Source organism: Rhodococcus sp. B10 (assembly GCF_011770055.1).
In the GTDB taxonomy this organism is placed as follows: domain Bacteria; phylum Actinomycetota; class Actinomycetes; order Mycobacteriales; family Mycobacteriaceae; genus Rhodococcoides; species Rhodococcoides kyotonensis_B.
This window is the reverse complement of record NZ_JAAFYV010000015.1, coordinates 24,690-42,557: the sequence shown is the minus strand read 5'-3', so window position 1 is coordinate 42,557 and position 17,868 is coordinate 24,690. Positions and strand designations below refer to the sequence as shown.

Below are 17,868 nucleotides of genomic sequence, written 5' to 3'. Positions count from 1 at the left end.
AGTGTTCTCCGAATGCTCATTCGCGACACCGTGACCGAAGACCTTCCGTCGATCCTCGAGATCCACAACGACGCCATCAGAAACACGACGGCGATCTGGGACGAGACGGAAGTCGGTCTCGACGACCGGATGGAGTGGCTCGACGGTCGACTTCGCGCCGGCTACCCCGTCCTGACGGCGGTGATCGACGGCCGGGTCGCCGGATACGCGTCGTACGCGCAGTGGCGGCCCAAGAGCGGCTACCGGCTCACGATGGAGCATTCGGTCTACGTGCAGGGCGACTTTCACCGGCGAGGCGTCGCGAGTGCGTTGATGACGGAGCTGATCGCACGTGCTCGTGGCGGGGGAGTGCATGTGCTCGTCGGCGTCATCGAATCGCTCAACTCGACGTCCATCGCACTGCACGAGAAGTTCGGCTTCGTGACCGTCGGGCAGATGCCGCAGGTCGGCGTCAAATTCGACCGGTGGCTGGATCTGACGCTGATGCAGTTGACGCTCTAGGCGGCTTTCCGCCGACCCAGGACTGCCGCGAGCCCGCCGCCGACCGCGCCGAGAGCCAGCGCCGTCGGGACGCCGATCTTCGCTGCCTTGCGACCGGTGCGGAAGTCGCGAATCTCCCAGCCGCGGTTCTTCGCCAGCTCGCGCAGGTCGGCGTCGGGATTGACGGCGACGGCAGTTCCGACGAGGGACAACATCGGCACGTCGTTGTGGCTGTCCGAGTACGCCGTGCACCGTTTGAGATTGAGGCCCTCGCGGATGGCCAGCGTGCGGACCGCATGCGCTTTGCCGAGCCCGTGCAGGATGTCGCCGACGAGCCGACCCGTGAAGATGCCGTCCTTGCTCTCGGCGACGGTACCCAACGCACCCGTCAGGCCGAGACGCTCGGCGATGATCTGTGCGAGTTCGAGCGGGGTCGCCGTCACGAGCCAGACCTGCTGGCCTGCGTCGAGGTGCATCTGGGCGAGCGCTGCGGTGCCAGGCCAGATCTTGTCGGCGATGAGCTCGTCGTAGATTTCCTCGCCGAGTCGCGCGAGTTCGGCGGTCGACCGGCCCGTGATGAACGACAGAGCCTTCTCGCGGCCGCTCGCGACGTCGTCGCTGTTCTCCTTGCCGCTCACTCTGAATTTGATTTGCTGCCAAGCGAATTGGGCCAGGTCGCCACTGGTGAAGTACTTGCGCGCTGCAAGGCCACGGGCGAAATGGATGATCGACGCACCCTGGACCATCGTGTTGTCGACGTCGAAGAACGCCGCGGCGGTCAGGTCGAGGGGAACGGTGTTGCCGCCCTCGATCTGCAACGCGATGGCGGCGTCGGCGCTGGCCTCACCTGCGACGCTGGCGCGAACCTGCGCGTCGGTCGGACCGAGCGGATTACGAAAGCGACGTTTGCGCCGTTTGTCGGTCTCCGGGTCGGACGTCTCGAGCATGTCGGCGTCCGGCACGTCGGACACAGGCAGGTCGAGTTCGGCAGCCGTCTCGGGTGACGCGGCGTCGGACTCGGTTGCCTTGGACGTGTCGGCATCGGACGAATCGGTGCCAGGCGTCTCGGAACCCCCGTCGATCATCTTCGGCGTACCTCCCTGCTCGAGCGCTACCCACAACCCTAGACCGTGGGACCGTCACCGACCGAGCGTCCTGCAGGCGGATGACGTGCCACGGAGGGCAGGATGCGGTGTGACGTTCGTCTCGAGCGGCGCCGGTGAAACAGTAGGGGCATGGAATCCGAACGCACGTCCGTGGTCCTTCTCACCCGCGCGGGCTGCTACACCTGCGCCGACGCTCTCGGTGTTCTGACCGCGTTGTGCGCCGAGCACGGGCTGACCGTCGACATGATCGACGTCGACGAGGCTGCGGCGACCAGGCCTGACCTGCGCGCCGAGTACGGAGACCGCGTTCCCGTCGTCCTTCTCGACGGCCGTGAGCACAGTTACTGGGAGGTTGACGAGCCCCGATTGCGCGCCGATCTGGTTGCGCGAGGACACCCTAAGAAGGTGTGATTGCTCTCGCTTTGCAGGTGAGGGCACCTCTAGCACGGATCCAGCGACTTTGTTCATTCGTTCACAAGCAGTTACCGTGGTTGAGGCGCAGGAGGGATTCCTGCGAGTTCAGCGGGGAACGAACCCTGCCGAACGCCACCATGAGCATCAGCAGGATCAGCGTGAAGAACGGCGTCGCGGCCGTTCGGACGAGGAGCCAGGAACGTGACCCGAGAGCGCCCGGTTGTGCCGGCCCCGGTCGAGCGATCCGTCGGTTCCGAACGCGTCATCCCCCAGGCTACGGTGACCCGATTGGCGACCTACTTGCGGGTCCTCGGAATCCTCGCCGACGACGGCGTTCTCATCGTTTCCAGCGAGGAACTCGCCAACGCCGCGGGCGTGGGATCGGCGAAACTGCGCAAGGACCTGTCCTTCCTCGGACCCAACGGCGTGCGCGGAGTCGGATACGACGTCATGCGCCTACGCGCCAAGATCGAGAGCGCCCTCGGACTCGACCGCGGCCACAAGGTCGTCCTCGTCGGAGTCGGCAATCTCGGACAGGCCCTCGCGCGGTACGGCGGATTCGGCCGTCGCGGCTTCTCGATGGTCGGACTGTTCGACGTCGATCCGGCCCGCGTCGGCTTGGACATCGATGGCCTGCAGGTCAGGCACGTCGACACTCTCGAGGTCGGATGCCGTGAGCTCGAGGCCACCATCGGAGTCATCGCGACGCCGGACGACGCAGCCCAGGCCGTCGCGTCGGCGTTCGTCGCCGGCGGAGTCGAGTGCATCCTCAGCTTCTCTCCGGTGGAACTCGACGTCCCGGACCGTGTGGAAGTACGACGCGTCGACCTGGCCGTCGAGATGCAGGTCCTGTCGTTCAACAGCTCCCGCAGGGAAGCTGCCCACGGCGCACCGGATCTACCCACGACGCCTCGGTTGGGACGTAGCCGGGGCCCGAGAGTGTCGCCGGGCGGTCTGCCCGGAGCCGGAGTTGCGGCCGGCGTCATCAGTTCCCCAGGTTCTACCAGCAGTAACACAAGAAATGGATCGGTGATTGCACCGTGAGTGTCCTTCTCGTCGGGATTTCGCACCGTAGCGCTCCCGTCGCAGTCCTCGAGCGTGTCGCGATCACGGACACGGACCGTCCCAAGCTGACCGACAAGCTCATGGCCGGCGGAAACATCTCCGAGGTCATGGTGGTCTCAACGTGCAACCGCGTCGAGATCTACGCAGTGGTCGACGCGTTCCACGGGGCACTCGCCTCGGTCGGCGAGATTCTCGCCGAACACTCCGGACTGCAGGTCCCCGAGCTCACCAAGCACGCGTACGTGCGCTACAGCGAAGCCGCCGTCGAGCACCTGTTCGCGGTGGCCAGCGGCCTGGACTCCATGGTCATCGGCGAACAGCAGATTCTCGGCCAGATCCGGACGGCGTATGCCGCGTCGGACAGCCAGCAGGCGTCGGGACGCGTGTTGCACGAGCTCGCGCAGCAGGCGTTGCGGGTCGGCAAGCGGGTCCATTCGGAGACGGGCATCGACTCGGCGGGTGCGTCGGTCGTCTCGGTGGCGCTCGATCGCGCTGCCGCCCTGTTCGACGGGTCCCTCGCCGGCCGCACGGCCGTCGTCCTCGGTGCGGGTGCGATGGGCGGACTGGCCGTCGCGCACTTGGGACGCGCCGGAATCGGTCGTCTGATCGTCGTCAATCGCACCCGCGTGCGTGCCGACCACCTCGCCGAGACCGCGACGTCCGCGGGAGTGTCGGCCGTGGCCATGGACCTCGACGAGCTGCCTGCCGCGCTGGCCGACGCGGACGTTCTCGTCACCTGTACCGGCGCGGTCGGCGCCGTCGTCTCGCTGGCGGACGCGCACCTCGCGCTCGCACAGCGTGAACCGGGCCGAACGCTCGCCATCTGCGATCTCGGGCTGCCTCGCGACGTCGACCATTCCGTCGCCGGACTGCCCGGCGTCGACATCTTCGACATGGAGTCGCTGCAGCGCGACCCTGCGGCAGGAGCTGCGTCCACCGACGCGGCCGCGGCCCGCGAGATCGTCTCCTCCGAGCTGTCCGGATACCTTGCGGGCCAGCGTCTGGCCGAGGTCACTCCGACCGTCACCGCTCTGCGCCAGCGCGCCGCCGAGGTCGTCGAAGGCGAACTCCTGCGCCTCGAGTCGCGCCTGCCCGGCCTCGACTCGCCGCAGCGCGACGAGGTCGCCAGGACGGTGCGACGCGTCGTCGACAAGCTTCTGCACTCGCCCACCGTGCGGGTCAAGCAGCTCGCGACCACCCCCGGCGGCGACTCGTACGCCGCGGCACTGCGTGAGCTGTTCGAGCTCAGCCCAGGAACGGTCGAGGCTGTCGCCAGCCCGATCGAGATCAACGGAATGGAACTCGTGGACGACTTCACCGCCAGCCGTACCGATGCCCGGAAGGGACAGTCGGAGTGACCGGGACGGGGCAGGAGTGGAGCCTGCGGAATGACCAGGAAAGCAAGCGAGTAGTACGGGTCGGAACGCGAGGAAGCCTGCTCGCGACGACGCAGGCCGAGACGGTGCGGCAGGGCTTGATCGCCGCAGGCCTCGACGCGGAGCTGGTCATCGTCAAGACGGCAGGGGATCTGTCGGCGGCACCGGTTCAGGAGATCGGCGTCGGTGTGTTCACCGCGGCGCTGCGTGAGGCGTTGACGGACGGCAAGGTCGACGTCGCCGTGCACTCCTACAAGGACCTGCCGACGGCACCCGACGAGCGCTTCGTCATCGCCGCGATTCCGCCGCGCGAAGATCCCCGCGACGCACTCGTCGCACGCGACGGGCTCGTACTGGGAGAACTGCCGACCGGCGCGAAGGTCGGAACGTCGGCACCGCGTCGAGCAGCGCAGTTGCGCGCACTCGGCCAGGGACTCGACATCCTCCCGCTGCGCGGCAACCTCGACACCCGCATCGGCAAGGTCGCGTCCGGCGAGCTCGACGCCGTCGTCGTCGCCCGTGCCGGGCTGTCCCGCATCGGCAGGCTGGACGTCGTCACCGAATCGCTCGATCCGGTGCAGCTGCTTCCGGCGCCCGCACAGGGTGCGCTCGCCGTCGAATGCCGTGCGGGAGACACCGAACTCGCCGAAGCCATCGGCACGCTCGACGATCCGAACACCCGCGCGGCCGTGCTGGCCGAGCGGGGACTACTCGCCGAACTCGAAGCAGGCTGTACCGCCCCCGTCGGTGCGATCGCCGAGGTCGTCGAATCCATCGACGAGGACGGACGCGTGTTCGACGAACTGTCGGTTCGCGGTTGCGTCGCGGCGATCGACGGCAGCGACACCATCAGGGCCTCGATCGTCGGATCGACTCACAATGCCGAGGAACTCGGCCGTGACCTGGCCCGCGAGCTGCTCGATCTCGGCGCACGCGACCTCGTCGACGTCACCGAGCCCGCCGCATCCGGAGGAACACCGCATGTCTAGGTCGATCACTGCACCCACACGCGGACGTGCCAAACGCAGGGCCTCACGGCCCCCGGTACGCGGCGAATCCATCGCGACCGCGCGCTTGATACCGAAACGGGGCTCGGCAACCCCGATCGAACTGCACTACCCGCACAAGACAGCACTGGAGAACAACCGATGAGCCCAGTCCGCAAGAACGCCAACGGACGGATCCTGTTCGTGGGGTCGGGGCCGGGCGACCCGGCTCTGCTCACCGTTCGAGCACGCGAGGTGCTCGGAGCCGCTGAACTCGCCTTCACCGATCCCGACGTCGACCAGGGCGTCATCGCACTCGTCGGCAACGACCTGCCGCGCGATCCGGAAACGGGTGAGAACGGCGTCGACGTCCGTCCCGCACTCGGCGAGCCCGCCGAGGTCGCCAAGACCTTGCTGACCGAGGCCAAGAACGGCCACGACGTCATCCGCCTCGTGTCCGGCGACCCGCTGACCGCGGATTCCGTCATCGCCGAGGTCACCGCGGTCGCCCGCACTCACGTGCAGTTCGAGGTGCTCCCCGGTCTGCCGTCCGGATCCGCCGTGCCGAGCTACGCCGGCATGGCCCTCGGATCGGGACACACCGAAGCCGACGTGCGCGGTGAGGTCGACTGGGCTGCGCTCGCCGCTGCTCCCGGCCCGCTCGTGCTGCACGCGACGTCCGGTCACCTGGCCGAGACGGCGAGCGCGCTCGTCGAGCACGGACTCGCACCGCAGACCCCCGCCGCGATCACCGTCCGCGGCACGACGCGTCAGCAGCGCACCGTCGAGGCAACGCTCGCGACGCTCAACGACGCCGGCAGCGAACTCGTCGGCTCACTCGTCGTGACCGTCGGCAAGGTCGTCTCCGGCCGAAACAAGATGTCCTGGTGGGAATCTCGCGCACTGTACGGCTGGACCGTGCTGGTGCCGCGGACCAAGGACCAGGCAGGCGAGATGAGCGATCGGCTCGTCACGCACGGAGCCATCCCGATCGAGGTTCCGACCATCGCCGTCGAGCCGCCTCGTAGCCCGGCGCAGATGGAGCGTTCGGTCAAGGGACTGGTCGACGGCCGTTACCAGTGGGTTGTCTTCACCTCCACGAACGCCGTGCGCGCCGTGTGGGAGAAGTTCGAGGAGTTCGGCCTGGACGCGCGTGCGTTCTCGGGCGTCAAGATCGCGTGCGTCGGCGAAGCAACCGCCGCCAAGGTCCGCTCGTTCGGCATCAACCCCGAACTGCTGCCGTCCGGTGATCAGTCGTCCCTCGGACTGCTCGAGGACTTCCCGCCGTACGACGAGGTCTTCGACCCGGTCAATCGAGTTCTGTTGCCGCGCGCCGACATTGCGACCGAGACGCTTGCCGAGGGTCTGCGTGAACGCGGCTGGGAGATCGACGACGTCACCGCGTACCGCACCGTGCGCGCCGCGCCGCCGCCGGCCGAGACCCGCGAGATGATCAAGACCGGTGGATTCGACGCCGTCTGCTTCACGTCGAGTTCGACGGTGCGCAACCTCGTCGGTATCGCCGGTAAGCCGCATGCACGCACGCTCGTCGCGTGCATCGGGCCCAAGACTGCCGAGACCGCAGTCGAATTCGGACTGCGCGTCGACGTGCAGCCCGAGACCGCGCAGGTGGGACCGCTCATCGAGGCGCTGGCCGAGCACGCAGCTCGCCTCCGCGCCGAGGGCGCGTTGCCTCCTCCGCGGAAGAAGAGTCGCAGGCGCTAACGCGCATGTGCGTGGGAATGTGTAGCGGGCTATACATTCCCACGCACGTGCCGAACGAAGTGAGGCATTCCACCGTGTTCCCAGTAGACCGCCCCCGCCGACTGCGTCGCACGCCGGCGATCCGCCGACTCGTCGCCGAAACCTCGCTGCAGCCACGGCATCTCGTGCTACCGATGTTCGTCGCCGACGGCATCGATGCTCCCCGTGAGATCACGTCGATGCCGGGCGTCTACCAACACACGCTCGATTCGCTGAGCAAGGCCGCCGAGGAAGCGGTGGCTGCGGGCGTCGGCGGCGTGATGCTGTTCGGCGTTCCCCGGCCCGAGGACAAGGACGCCGACGGTTCCGGCGCCACCGATCCGCAGGGAATCCTCAATCGCGGTCTGCGACGGCTGAAGTCGGATCTCGGTGACGCCACCGTCATCATGGCCGACACGTGCCTCGACGAATTCACCGACCACGGCCACTGTGGAGTGCTGACCGAGGGCGGTGCCGTCGACAACGACGCGACGCTCACCCGATACGTCGACATGGCTGTGGCGCAAGCGGATTCGGGTGCACACCTGCTCGGCCCGAGCGGAATGATGGACGGTCAGGTCGCGGCGATTCGTGCCGGGCTCGACGCGGCCGGGCATCACGACGTCGGCCAGTTGGCGTACTCGGCGAAGTACGCGTCGGCGTTCTACGGACCGTTCCGCGAGGCCGTCGGGTCGTCGTTGCAGGGCGATCGCCGTACCTATCAACAGGATTCGGCGAACCGTCGCGAAGCGACGTACGAGGTCGAACTCGATCTCGCCGAAGGCGCCGACATGGTGATGGTCAAACCCGCCATGTCCTACCTCGACATTCTGCGCGACGTCGCGAACATGTCTCCGGTTCCCGTTGCCGCATACCAGATCTCGGGTGAGTATTCGATGATCACCGCGGCTGCGCAGAACGGGTGGATCGACCGTGACGCCGCGATTCTGGAATCACTGACGAGTATCCGCCGCGCGGGTGCGGACATCGTGTTGACGTACTGGGCAACGGAAGCGGCGGGCTGGCTGTGAGTACTCCCTGGAACCCGGAGAACGGCCATCAGCCACCCGAGCCCGATTGGGCACGTTGGGAAGCCGAGCACGGCCCACCTCCGTTGGAACCGAAGCCGAGGCCCGCGCCGGTCGACGTCGAGACTGCCCGTCACCTCTGGTGGGGCGTGGCGCTGCTCGGCACGATCAACCTGTTGGCGACGCTAGTCGTCGTGTACGGGGAGCGCTCGGTGTTCGCGCAGCAACTCGTCGACGACATCAAGGCGCAGGACGCGTCCATCCCGCTGACGCTCGACACCGCCGAGAACTACCTGATCGCGGCACTCGTCGTGATGGTCTTGATCGCGGCCGGATTCGCCGCGTTGTTCCTGTACTGGGTGAACAAGATGCGCACGGGTCGGATGTGGGCCCGCATGGTGTTGACGATGATCGGAACGGCCACCGTTGTTCTGACCGTCCCGCAGCTGTTCGGATTCGGTGCGAACGACGGCGCCATGGCGATCGTCCTGGGTGTCGCAGGCATTCTGCAGGGTGTGCTGGCCGCGGGTGCGATCTACCTGATGCACCGCAGGGAGTCGAACGAATACTTCCTGGCGTCGCGTACGCCGAAACCATTTCGCTGACGTAGTTCGGTCAGTCCCGCGTGTCTCATGCGTCACATGCGCACCATGTGACTAGCATCACTCGTAAGTGAACTTCGAGTGATCGGATCCAGTGCGATGACACAACCGGAAATTCGACGCGAGGACGAGGAACGCGGCAGGCCCGTCTGGGCGCTGCTGGGGCTTCTCGCTGCGGTGTCGGTCGCTGTCTTCATCATGGCCCTGGGCTTCACCGCCGGCTGACGCACGCCCTCGCCTCGGCGCTTCCGCGGAGCACTCGTGCAGGTGTACCGTGATTGCCGTCACAGCGATGTGCGAGGGGGAGTCCCATGCAGTTCGACGCCGAAGGACGGTCCAGCTGGGTCGTTCCTGCCGACTCCACCAGGCACACCACCACAGTGAAATGTCCCCACAGCACCAGTCGTGAACTGCTGCTCATCGGACTGGTGGTGGCGCTCGGCATTCTCGTCGCGCTGATCATCGTGGTGCCTGCGCTCGTCACGGGCTGAACAGGCAGTATGTACGTGTGAGTACCAGTGTTCCCGCCGGTGCACGGCCCGGAGTCGTCACTGCCGCATACGTGTTGTGGCTGGTGGCCGCTATCCTGCTCGTTCTCGTCGCCCTGCTGACGCTGACGGCTCCCGTCGACCAACTGCGGTCCGCTCTCGAATCGCAGGGCAACAGCGCCGCGGACATCGATTCGTATCTGTCGTTCGTTCGGGTCATCGGTGTGGTCTGTGCGGTACTCGGTCTGACCCTGGGTTTCCTCGCCGGACCGGTGCGTGCCGGCCACGCGATGGTGCGGCGAATTCTCGTCGCACTGTCGGGGTTCGCCGCGCTGGTGCTGGTGTTCGGCGTGCTCGCGGTCGGGGCGTTCCAGGAACTTCTGGCCATCGCACTCGTGTTGCTCGCGGCATGCATGCTCGTCTACCGCCCGTCGGCGCGTCGGTGGTTCCACGGTGACTGAACCCGGTCCTGTGCTGTTCACCGAGCCGGGGGCGCGGTGGCGGGCGTTGCTGTGGGGTCCGCTGTTCTGCATCGCCGTACTGATCGTCGAACTCCTGACCGGCCCGGTCGTGCACTGGGTCCCGCTCGGGATCTTCGCCCTCGTGCTCGTCGGCTTCACGTACGTGCAGGTCACGGCCGCGCGTCGGCACGTCAGTGTCGAACTCACGCCCACGGCGCTTCGACAGGGAACCGAGGTGCTGGACATCTCGGACATCGACGCGATCCTGCCGCCCGCCGACTATGCGGACGGCGACTACGAGCCGAAGAAGTGGGAAACCGCGCGCGTGCTCGGCGAGTTGCACGGCGTGCCGCGTCGACGCCATCCGATCGGGCTGCGTCTGGTCGGGGGTGCCTTGGTGCAGGCGTGGGCCAAGGACGACGACGGGTTGCGAGCGGGCCTCGAGCACGCCAAGAAGGAGATCGTGTGAGCAGAGCAGTGGCCGCATTCGAGGCAGTGGGAGCGGTCGTCGCCGTGATCGTCGCCGTCGTGTGCTGGAACGTGGGTGTCGATGTGTATCGGTACGCGGCGGTTCCCGACGGCGCTCCGGCCTACACCTCCACGCAGTACTCCGGGTCGTGGATCACCATCGCCACGGTGTGCGTCGTCGTGGCAGGTCTGCTGGTCGTCGACGCGGTTCGCCGGTGGTCGTGGGTGCGTTCCCATACCCGGTAGGGGTATGGTGGTCGGCATGAGCAGCTACTCGACCGAGCAGGACGACCTCTTGAAGAGGCTCCGTCGTATCGAGGGTCAGATCGCCGGAATCTCGCGCATGGTCGCCGAGGACAGGTATTGCATCGACGTCCTCACCCAGGTGTCCGCCGCCACCAAGGCGTTGCAGTCCGTCTCGATCAAGCTGCTCGACGCGCACCTGGCGGGTTGCGTCGTCGAGGCCGCCAAGAAGGGTGGCCCTGAGGCGGATGCGAAGGTGAAAGAGGCGTCCGACGCCATCGCTCGCCTCGTCCGTTCCTGATTCGTGCGAAAAGCAAGCGGAGAGAAGGTTGTTGGAGTGCAAGGCAGTTACGTCGTCGAGGGAATGACCTGCCAGCATTGTGCCGCTTCGGTTTTCGAGGAGATTTCCGAACTGGCGGGTGTCACCGACGTGCAGGTCGACGTCGCGACGGGCAACGTCGTGGTGTTCAGCGACAACGCAATCGAGAGTTCGGCAGTGGCCGCGGCCGTCACGGAAGCCGGTTACACGCTCGTATCGTGAGCAGCGGTGTTCGTTTCGACGAAGTCCGGTTTACCTATTGATTACTGTGGTATTTGTCATGAGCCTGATTCGACCCCTGTCGAGGAGTGTTCGTGAACAAAGCGCTGACCGGTACCGGAGTTCTCGCGGCGAGCGTCTGTCTGACGCTCGCCTGTTCGTCGGGCGCGGGCGCGCAGCCCAGCCCTGACCTGCCCGAACTGCAGGTGACCACCGAGCTCGACGGGTTGAACAAGCCCTGGGACGTGGTCGTGGCGCCCGACGGCGCAATTCTCACCGGGGAGCGCAGCGGGCGTTTCGTCGTCAAACGACCCGACGGAACCGTCGCCGATCTGGCCGCGGACCTCGACGACCTGTATGCGCAGGGTGAGACCGGTCTGATGGGAATCGAACTGGCACAGGACTTCTCGGAGTCCCGAGCGCTGTACACGTGTCAGGGTGTCGAAGGCGAAGGGCTGGGAACCGGCAGCGCGATGCCCGGCAGTGCGGGCGATGGTGGGAACAGCATCGCAGTCTTTCGCTGGACCGTCGATCCGGAGTGGACCACCCTGACCCGCACGCAGACCGTCGTCGACGACATCCCCGTCGCTGCAACCGGTCGGCACGGAGGCTGTCGAATTCTGGCTGCGCCCGACGGCACTCTTTACATCGGGACCGGTGACACGGCGTCGCCCAGCGTTCCTCAGGATCGAAACTCATTGGGCGGCAAGGTTCTTCACGTGAATGCCGACGGTTCGGCGGCGGCCGATGCGCCAGGGCGCGTGTACACGCTCGGTCACCGGAACGTGCAGGGTCTGGCGTTCCAACCGGGAACCGATCGCCTGTACGAAGTGGAGCAGGGAACGACCCGCGACGACGAGCTGAACCTGTTGGTCGCCGGCGGGAACTACGGCTACAAGCCCGACCGAAACCCGTTGATCTACGACGAGTCGGTGCCGATGACCGACCCCGAACGCGTCCCCGGGGCGATCGGAGCCGTCTGGAGTTCGGGCGAGCCGACCATCGCGACCCCCGACCTCGCCTTCGTCGACGGTTCGGCCTGGGGTGAGTGGGCCGGTGCGGCAGTCATCTCCAGCCAGCAGGGACAGAAGCTGGTGTTCCTGAAGCTGACCGACGACGGCACCCAGGTCGCGCAGGAAGCCGTCGCACTCGAAGGGGAGTACGGACGACTCCGGTCGATGGAGCCGCTGGCCGACGGATCGCTCCTGTTGACAACGGACAACGGAAACGGAGACCGGGTCCTGCGCGTCACGCCGAGCCCCTAGTATTTCGGACCGCCCGGGTTTTCCGGACCGAAGGTGACGTTCGCTCACTCTGAGTGACCGTTGGACGCCCTCGCTCCGGAATCCCGCGGGACGCCAGGTGAGCGAATGACGCCCTCGGTCACTCAAAGTGACCGAGGGCGTCATTCGGTCCCGGGCGGGGGTCAGGGGCCGAACGTGGGCACGGGCCGGAATGCCTGCGCAGCGTCAGGCCTTGCTGGGGTTCGCGGCTTCCTCTTCGTCGGTACCCGCTTGCGGGTGCCCGAGCATCGCTGCACCGAGGAGCTGTTCCGGCACCCCAAGTCCGTCGACGAGTTCGACGGCGTGCGGGCGCAGGGTTCGGCAGCGCTCGTTGATTCCGCGGGTGACGGCCTTCGAGCGTTCGGTGGACAGGTAGCGGTGCTCGATGAACCACGCCTTGTCCTCGTCGATGACCGACAGCGCGTACAGGTCGCACACCTGCTCGAGGATTTCCTTCGCCTTCTCGTCCTCGCACGACGAGATTCCGGCGACGAACGCCTCGAGGATGATGCGGTCGATGTGCGCGCTGGCCGCGTGCAGCACGTGATCCTGGACCGAGTTGAACGCGTCGAACGCGCTCATTTCCTTCGCCTTGCCCTGCAGACGGCGTGCGACGGTGGACAGCAGGTAGTCTTCGCGGTCTTCGAACATCTTGACCTGGGTGCCGCGGTTGAACAGCGAACCCTCTTCCTCGTTGTCCTGCCGGCTGTCGAGGATGGTCTGCATGATCGTCTGTGCCGCAGTGCGTTTGACGACGCGATCGCCCGCGAACTCCGCCGCGAAACGCACCCACTCGACGGGGCTCATGCTCTTGATGTCGTCGGCGTACGCGGTGAGAAGTTCTTTGGCGACGAGCTGCGTCAGAACGTGATTGTCACCTTCGAACGTCGTGAACACGTCGGTGTCCGCCTTGAGGGAGATCAACCGGTTCTCGGCGAGATAGCCGGCGCCACCGCATGCTTCGCGTGCTTCCTGGATCGCCTTGGTGGCGTGCCAGGTGTTGGCGGCCTTCAATCCTGCTGCGCGGGATTCGAGTTCGCGCTGCTCTTCGGCGTCGGGGTTGTCGGCCGTCTGCAGCTCGTGCAGTTTGGCGACCAGCTCGTTCTGCGCGAACTGCAATGCGTACGACTTCGCGATCAGTGGGAACAGTCGGCGCTGATGGACGAGGTAGTCCATGATCAGCACTTCCTCGTCGGACTTCGGCGCCGAGAACTGCCTGCGCTGCAGGGCGTATCGCGTCGCGATGTCCAGTGCGACGCGTGCCGCCGCTGCCGCGCTGCCGCCGACGGTGACGCGTCCGCGGATGAGCGTGCCGAGCATCGTGAAGAAGCGTCGGCTGGGATTCTCGATCGGCGACGAGTAGGTGCCGTCCTCGGCGACGTCGGCGTACTTGTTCAGCAGGTTGTCGCGGGGGATACGGACGTGGTCGAACATGATGCGGCCGTTGTCGACACCGGGCAGACCGCCCTTGTACTGACAGTCCGACGTCGTGACGCCCGGCAGGTCGTCGCCGTTCTCGTCGCGCAGCGGCACGAAGAAACAGTGGACGCCATGGCTTTCCGGTTCCTCGCCCGGACCGGCGGTGATCAGTTGCGCGAACACTGCTGCGACGGTGGCGGTTTCGGCGGCGCCGCCGATGTAGTCCTTGCGCGAGGACGGAGTCGGAGAGTGGACGACGAATTCGCCCGTCTCGCGATCGTAGGTGGCCGTCGTCTCGAGCGATTGCACGTCGCTGCCGTGGCCGGTCTCGGTCATCGCGAAGCAGCCGAGCAGGTCGAGGTCGATGAGGCGTCGGACATACGCTTCGTGGTGGCGTTCGGTGCCCAGGTTCTCGATCGCGCCGCCGAACAGGCCCCACTGGACGCCTGCCTTGACCATGAGCGACAGGTCGGACATGGCGAGCATCTCGATCATCGTGACGGCTGCGCCGACGTCGCCGGTGCCGCCGTGTTCCTTCTTGAAACCGTCGTCGGCTGCGCCGTGCTGCGCGAGCAGCTTCAGTTGCTCGAGCGCCTTCGTCCGCGCGATGACGGTGTTGGGTGTGTAGTGCGGGCGGAACTCGTCCCGGACGAGTTGTGCGCGGGCCTCGTTCTTCACGTCGCGCCAGCGACCGTCCAATGTGTTACGCAGATGCTCCGAGGTGGTTGCCATACTCGACGGTAACCTGTCGCGCGGTCCGATAAACCTACTTCGAGATCAGGACGGCCACAGGTATTCGCGGCCGAACGCGCGCACACGCGACCAGAAGCTGCTACGCCCGTACGGACCGTCGTGAAACAGCGACGCGCCGCCGTCCTCGATGGCTCGGGTCACGATGGGGCTGAAACCGTCGAGTTCGCGGATGAGGTGTTCCCGGAAACCATCCGGCCAGGAGTACCGCGCGGGTTCGTGTTGTGCCTCCATGCGCACCGAGTGTAATGCAGTGGTAACACGGGCGTTACACGATTCGCGGGCCGTTACGTAGGGTGTCGGACCATCGATACTTCACGGATACTTCGGATCGATGCCGACCACGTGTGGCATCCATATGGCGGATTCCCCAGCTCGACGACTCCGCTCGTCGTCGAGAGTGCGGACGGGGTTCGGCTGCGGCTCGCCGACGGCACCGAATTGATCGACGGCATGAGCTCGTGGTGGGCCGCCGTCCACGGCTACCGCCACCCCGTTCTCGACGCGGCCGCCCGGGACCAGTTGGGCCGGATGGCTCACGTCATGTTCGGCGGCCTGACCCACCACCCGGCGGCGCGTCTGGCCGAGCTGTTGGTCGCCATCACCCCGCACGGTCTGGAGAAAGTGTTCTTCGCGGATTCGGGTTCGGTGTCGGTCGAGGTCGCGGTCAAGATGTGTATCCAGTACTGGCGTGCGTGCGGTCGGCCCGGCAAGAACCGGCTGCTCACGTGGCGCGGGGGTTATCACGGCGACACGTTCGCGCCGATGAGCATCTGCGATCCCGACGGCGGTATGCACGCGCTGTGGACGAACGTGCTGACGCAGCAGATCTTCGCGCCGTCGCCGCCGCGCGAGTTCGACGCCGACTACGTCGTCGAGTTCGAGACCATCCTCGCGGCGCGGGCCGACGAGATCGCCGCGATCGTCGTCGAACCCGTCGTGCAGGGGGCGGGCGGGATGCGCTTCCACGATCCGCGGTATCTCACCGAACTCCGACGCATGGCAGACGAGCACGGCGTGCTGCTTGTTTTCGACGAGATCGCCACCGGTTTCGGCCGCACCGGCGCGTTGTTCGCTGCGGACCACGTGTCCGTGACGCCGGACGTGATGTGCGTCGGCAAGGCTCTGACCGGCGGATACATGACGTTGGCGGCGACGCTGTGCACCGCGGACGTGGCTGCTGCGATCAGCGCGGGCGAGGCAGGCGGACTGATGCACGGCCCGACGTTCATGGGCAATCCGCTCGCGTGTGCGGTGGCGGTCGCGGCCGTCGAGTTACTGCTGGAACGCGACTGGCAGGGCGAGGTCGCGGCCCTCGAGTCCGGATTGCGCGTGGGCCTCGCGGAGGCCGGTGACCTCCCCGGTGTGGCCGACGTCCGCGTCCTCGGCGGCATCGGCGTCGTCGAGATGCACGAACCCGTCGACATGCAACGCGCGACCGACGCGGCGATCCGAGAGGGCGTGTGGCTGCGTCCGTTCGGCAAGCTCGTCTACGCCATGCCACCGTACGTGTGCAGCGGAAACGACGTCGACGCCATCACGAGGGCGATGGTGGCGGTTGCGTCGACGGTTTGAACTTGAACACCGTTCAAGTATGGTCGCTCGCGTGGCGACACTCGACTGGCTGACCGACGCGGCCCAGCACCGACGGAACTCGGGGCTGCACCGCGTGCTGCGTGCGCGTACAACCGCCGATCGAATGATCGACCTCGCGTCGAACGACTACCTCGGCCTCGTGCGGCATCCCGACGTCGTCGATGCGGCCTGCGCGGCAACGCGAGCGTTCGGAACCGGTGCGACGGGATCGCGCCTGGTCACCGGCACCACGACGTTGCACGACCAACTCGAGCACGCCCTGTCGACGTTCATGGGCGCGGAGTCCGCGCTCGTCTTCTCGTCCGGCTACACCGCGAATCTGGCGGCGGTCACCGCACTGTCCGGCCGCGGGTCGCTCGTGTTGTCCGACGCGCACTCCCATGCATCGCTCGTCGATGCCTGTCGGTTGTCGAGGGCGCGCGTCGAGATCTACGACCGCACGGACCTGGCGCGCGTCGAACACGTGCTTCGGGAGCGTTCCGAGGAGCGCGCCCTCGTCGTCACCGACTCGGTGTTCAGCGCCGACGGCGAGCTCGCCCCGCTCCACGAATTGCACCGGCTGAGCAGAGCGCACGAGGCGCTGCTCGTCGTGGACGAAGCCCACGGGCTCGGCGTGCGAGGAACGGGCGGTCGTGGGTATGTCCAGGAGCAAGGCCTCGACGGGGCGCCGGACATCGTCGTCACGGCCACGTTGTCGAAATCGCTTGCGTCGCAGGGAGGCGTCGTGCTCGGCCCGGCTGCCGTCCGGGACCATCTGATCGACACCGCGCGGCCGTTCGTCTTCGACACCGGGCTCGCGCCTGCAGCCGTCGGGGCGGCGTCGGCTGCGTTGACCGTGCTGAGGAACGAGCCCGAACGAGCCGCCGCCGTGCGCGAGCGCGCCGACCGTCTCGCCGATATCGCGGGCGTCCCGCACTCGCAGTCGGCCGTGGTGTCCGTCGTCCTCGGCGACCCCGACACAGCGGTCCGCGCTGCCGACGACGCGCGCGAACAGGGCGTGCACGTCGGCTGCTTCCGGCCACCGTCGGTCCCGGTGGGGACGTCGAGGCTGCGGCTGACCGCACGTGCGACGTTGACCGAGGACGAGCTGAATCGCGTCGCTCAGGTCCTCGGCTCGATTCTCGATCGAGCAGCGGCATGACGGCTCTGATCGTGACCGGGACGTCGACGGATGTCGGAAAGACCGTGGTCACTGCGGCCCTGGCGGCGACGGCTCAGGCGCCGGGCAAGTCGGTTGCGGTGTGCAAACCTGCGCAGACCGGTGTGCTTCCAGGTGAGCCGGGGGACTTGGCCGAGATCGAACGGCTCACCGGCGTCGACCGGCTCCACGAATTCGCCCGCTATCCGGATCCGCTCGCTCCGAACGTCGCTGCGCGTCGCGCCGGACTGCCCGAGCTGGCTCTCGACGACGTGGCGGCGGGCATCGACGCGATCGACAGCGACCTCGTGCTCGTCGAAGGTGCAGGCGGCCTCCTCGTCCGGTTCGGCGACTTCACGCTGCTGGACGTCGCTCGGCGCCTGAACGTGCCGGTCGTCGTCGTGTGCAGCGCCGGGCTCGGCACGCTGAACCATTCGCAGCTCACGACGGATGCCCTCGCCGCAGCCGGCGTCCACTGCGCGGGGCTGATCATCGGCTCCTGGCCGGCGGACCCCGATCTCGCTGCTGTCACCAACCTCGCCGAACTTCCCGACGTCACCGGCGTGCCTCTGATCGGCCGCGTGCCCGCGGGCGCAGGATCGCGCACCCGCGAGAGCTTCGTCGCCGACGCGCCCGGATGGCTACGCCCCGTGCATGCGAATGTATAGCGCCTTCTGGTCGCTC

Annotated in this window: 22 protein-coding genes; 19 read left to right on the top strand and 3 right to left on the bottom strand. The window is 67.0% G+C overall.

Going from position 1 to position 17,868, the window contains the following annotated elements:
• Positions 1–12: 12 nt before the first annotated feature.
• Positions 13–501, top strand: a complete 489-nt coding sequence (locus RhoFasB10_RS12035) for a GNAT family N-acetyltransferase (protein ID WP_068427422.1) — start codon at positions 13–15, stop codon at positions 499–501.
• On the opposite strand, the gene RhoFasB10_RS12030 is transcribed toward RhoFasB10_RS12035, so the two are convergent.
• Positions 498–1,427 (bottom strand): HAD-IB family hydrolase, encoded by a 930-nt coding sequence (locus RhoFasB10_RS12030; RefSeq protein ID WP_068427487.1) that lies wholly within the window; start codon positions 1,425–1,427, stop codon positions 498–500. The genes RhoFasB10_RS12035 and RhoFasB10_RS12030 overlap by 4 nt on opposite strands.
• Positions 1,428–1,715: 288 nt before the next feature.
• On the opposite strand from RhoFasB10_RS12030, the gene RhoFasB10_RS12025 reads away from it, so the two are divergent.
• The 15 genes from RhoFasB10_RS12025 (at position 1,716) to RhoFasB10_RS11960 (ending at position 12,263) form a co-directional block, all read left to right on the top strand.
• Entirely contained in the window at positions 1,716–1,997 is a 282-nt protein-coding gene (locus tag RhoFasB10_RS12025; protein WP_068427423.1) for a glutaredoxin family protein, read from the top strand.
• 225 nt (positions 1,998–2,222) lie between these two features.
• On the top strand, positions 2,223–3,044 hold the full coding sequence (locus RhoFasB10_RS12020) for a redox-sensing transcriptional repressor Rex (protein WP_243636616.1): 822 nt from the start codon (positions 2,223–2,225) through the stop codon (positions 3,042–3,044).
• Positions 3,041–4,423, top strand: coding sequence for a glutamyl-tRNA reductase (locus RhoFasB10_RS12015; protein WP_068427427.1), 1,383 nt, complete (start codon positions 3,041–3,043; stop codon positions 4,421–4,423). The genes RhoFasB10_RS12020 and RhoFasB10_RS12015 overlap by 4 nt, the downstream gene beginning before the upstream one ends.
• Entirely contained in the window at positions 4,420–5,430 is a 1,011-nt protein-coding gene (gene hemC, locus RhoFasB10_RS12010; RefSeq protein ID WP_254303544.1) for a hydroxymethylbilane synthase, read from the top strand. Before RhoFasB10_RS12015 ends, hemC begins: the two co-directional genes overlap by 4 nt.
• Positions 5,431–5,589: 159 nt before the next feature.
• Positions 5,590–7,152, top strand: a complete 1,563-nt coding sequence (locus RhoFasB10_RS12005) for a bifunctional uroporphyrinogen-III C-methyltransferase/uroporphyrinogen-III synthase (protein WP_068427431.1) — start codon at positions 5,590–5,592, stop codon at positions 7,150–7,152.
• Positions 7,153–7,226: 74 nt separating this feature from the next.
• Positions 7,227–8,201 (top strand): porphobilinogen synthase, encoded by a 975-nt coding sequence (gene hemB / locus RhoFasB10_RS12000; protein ID WP_068427433.1) that lies wholly within the window; start codon positions 7,227–7,229, stop codon positions 8,199–8,201.
• Positions 8,198–8,803, top strand: coding sequence for a hypothetical protein (locus RhoFasB10_RS11995; protein ID WP_068427435.1), 606 nt, complete (start codon positions 8,198–8,200; stop codon positions 8,801–8,803). The genes hemB and RhoFasB10_RS11995 overlap by 4 nt, the downstream gene beginning before the upstream one ends.
• A 96-nt stretch (positions 8,804–8,899) precedes the next feature.
• Positions 8,900–9,025, top strand: a complete 126-nt coding sequence (locus RhoFasB10_RS26645) for a hypothetical protein (RefSeq protein ID WP_261768920.1) — start codon at positions 8,900–8,902, stop codon at positions 9,023–9,025.
• A gap of 86 nt (positions 9,026–9,111) precedes the next feature.
• The gene (locus RhoFasB10_RS11990) at positions 9,112–9,291 is read left to right on the top strand and encodes a hypothetical protein (protein ID WP_068427436.1); all 180 of its coding nucleotides are present in this window, start codon (positions 9,112–9,114) and stop codon (positions 9,289–9,291) included.
• Positions 9,292–9,308: 17 nt separating this feature from the next.
• On the top strand, positions 9,309–9,749 hold the full coding sequence (locus RhoFasB10_RS11985; RefSeq protein ID WP_084423820.1) for a hypothetical protein: 441 nt from the start codon (positions 9,309–9,311) through the stop codon (positions 9,747–9,749).
• Positions 9,742–10,218, top strand: a complete 477-nt coding sequence (locus tag RhoFasB10_RS11980) for a hypothetical protein (RefSeq protein WP_114328158.1) — start codon at positions 9,742–9,744, stop codon at positions 10,216–10,218. Before RhoFasB10_RS11985 ends, RhoFasB10_RS11980 begins: the two co-directional genes overlap by 8 nt.
• Positions 10,215–10,463: a hypothetical protein gene (locus tag RhoFasB10_RS11975; RefSeq protein WP_068427441.1), complete on the top strand. Its 249-nt coding sequence runs from the start codon at positions 10,215–10,217 to the stop codon at positions 10,461–10,463. The genes RhoFasB10_RS11980 and RhoFasB10_RS11975 overlap by 4 nt, the downstream gene beginning before the upstream one ends.
• Before the next feature lie 16 nt (positions 10,464–10,479).
• Positions 10,480–10,761 carry a metal-sensitive transcriptional regulator gene (locus RhoFasB10_RS11970; RefSeq protein ID WP_068427494.1) on the top strand — a complete coding sequence of 94 codons (282 nt, stop codon included), beginning with the start codon at positions 10,480–10,482 and terminating at the stop codon, positions 10,759–10,761.
• A 36-nt stretch (positions 10,762–10,797) separates the two neighbouring features.
• Positions 10,798–11,001, top strand: coding sequence for a heavy-metal-associated domain-containing protein (locus tag RhoFasB10_RS11965; protein WP_308115232.1), 204 nt, complete (start codon positions 10,798–10,800; stop codon positions 10,999–11,001).
• A gap of 92 nt (positions 11,002–11,093) precedes the next feature.
• Positions 11,094–12,263, top strand: coding sequence for a PQQ-dependent sugar dehydrogenase (locus tag RhoFasB10_RS11960; protein ID WP_167676534.1), 1,170 nt, complete (start codon positions 11,094–11,096; stop codon positions 12,261–12,263).
• Between the two features lie 204 nt (positions 12,264–12,467).
• Here the strand turns inward: RhoFasB10_RS11960 and RhoFasB10_RS11955 are convergent, their stop codons facing one another.
• Positions 12,468–14,432, bottom strand: a complete 1,965-nt coding sequence (locus tag RhoFasB10_RS11955) for an acyl-CoA dehydrogenase (protein ID WP_167676533.1) — start codon at positions 14,430–14,432, stop codon at positions 12,468–12,470.
• A 45-nt stretch (positions 14,433–14,477) separates the two neighbouring features.
• Positions 14,478–14,684, bottom strand: coding sequence for an inositol 2-dehydrogenase (locus tag RhoFasB10_RS11950; protein ID WP_068427444.1), 207 nt, complete (start codon positions 14,682–14,684; stop codon positions 14,478–14,480).
• A gap of 72 nt (positions 14,685–14,756) precedes the next feature.
• On the opposite strand from RhoFasB10_RS11950, the gene RhoFasB10_RS11945 reads away from it, so the two are divergent.
• From RhoFasB10_RS11945 to bioD, 3 genes are read left to right on the top strand one after another with little or no spacing between them, the layout of a single operon-like run.
• Complete coding sequence (locus RhoFasB10_RS11945) at positions 14,757–16,025, top strand: adenosylmethionine--8-amino-7-oxononanoate transaminase (protein ID WP_068427445.1); 1,269 nt, start codon at positions 14,757–14,759, stop codon at positions 16,023–16,025.
• A gap of 19 nt (positions 16,026–16,044) precedes the next feature.
• Positions 16,045–17,187 carry an 8-amino-7-oxononanoate synthase gene (locus RhoFasB10_RS11940; RefSeq protein ID WP_068427446.1) on the top strand — a complete coding sequence of 381 codons (1,143 nt, stop codon included), beginning with the start codon at positions 16,045–16,047 and terminating at the stop codon, positions 17,185–17,187.
• The gene (bioD, locus tag RhoFasB10_RS11935) at positions 17,184–17,852 is read left to right on the top strand and encodes a dethiobiotin synthase (RefSeq protein WP_167676532.1); all 669 of its coding nucleotides are present in this window, start codon (positions 17,184–17,186) and stop codon (positions 17,850–17,852) included. The genes RhoFasB10_RS11940 and bioD overlap by 4 nt, the downstream gene beginning before the upstream one ends.
• Positions 17,853–17,868 lie beyond the last annotated feature (16 nt).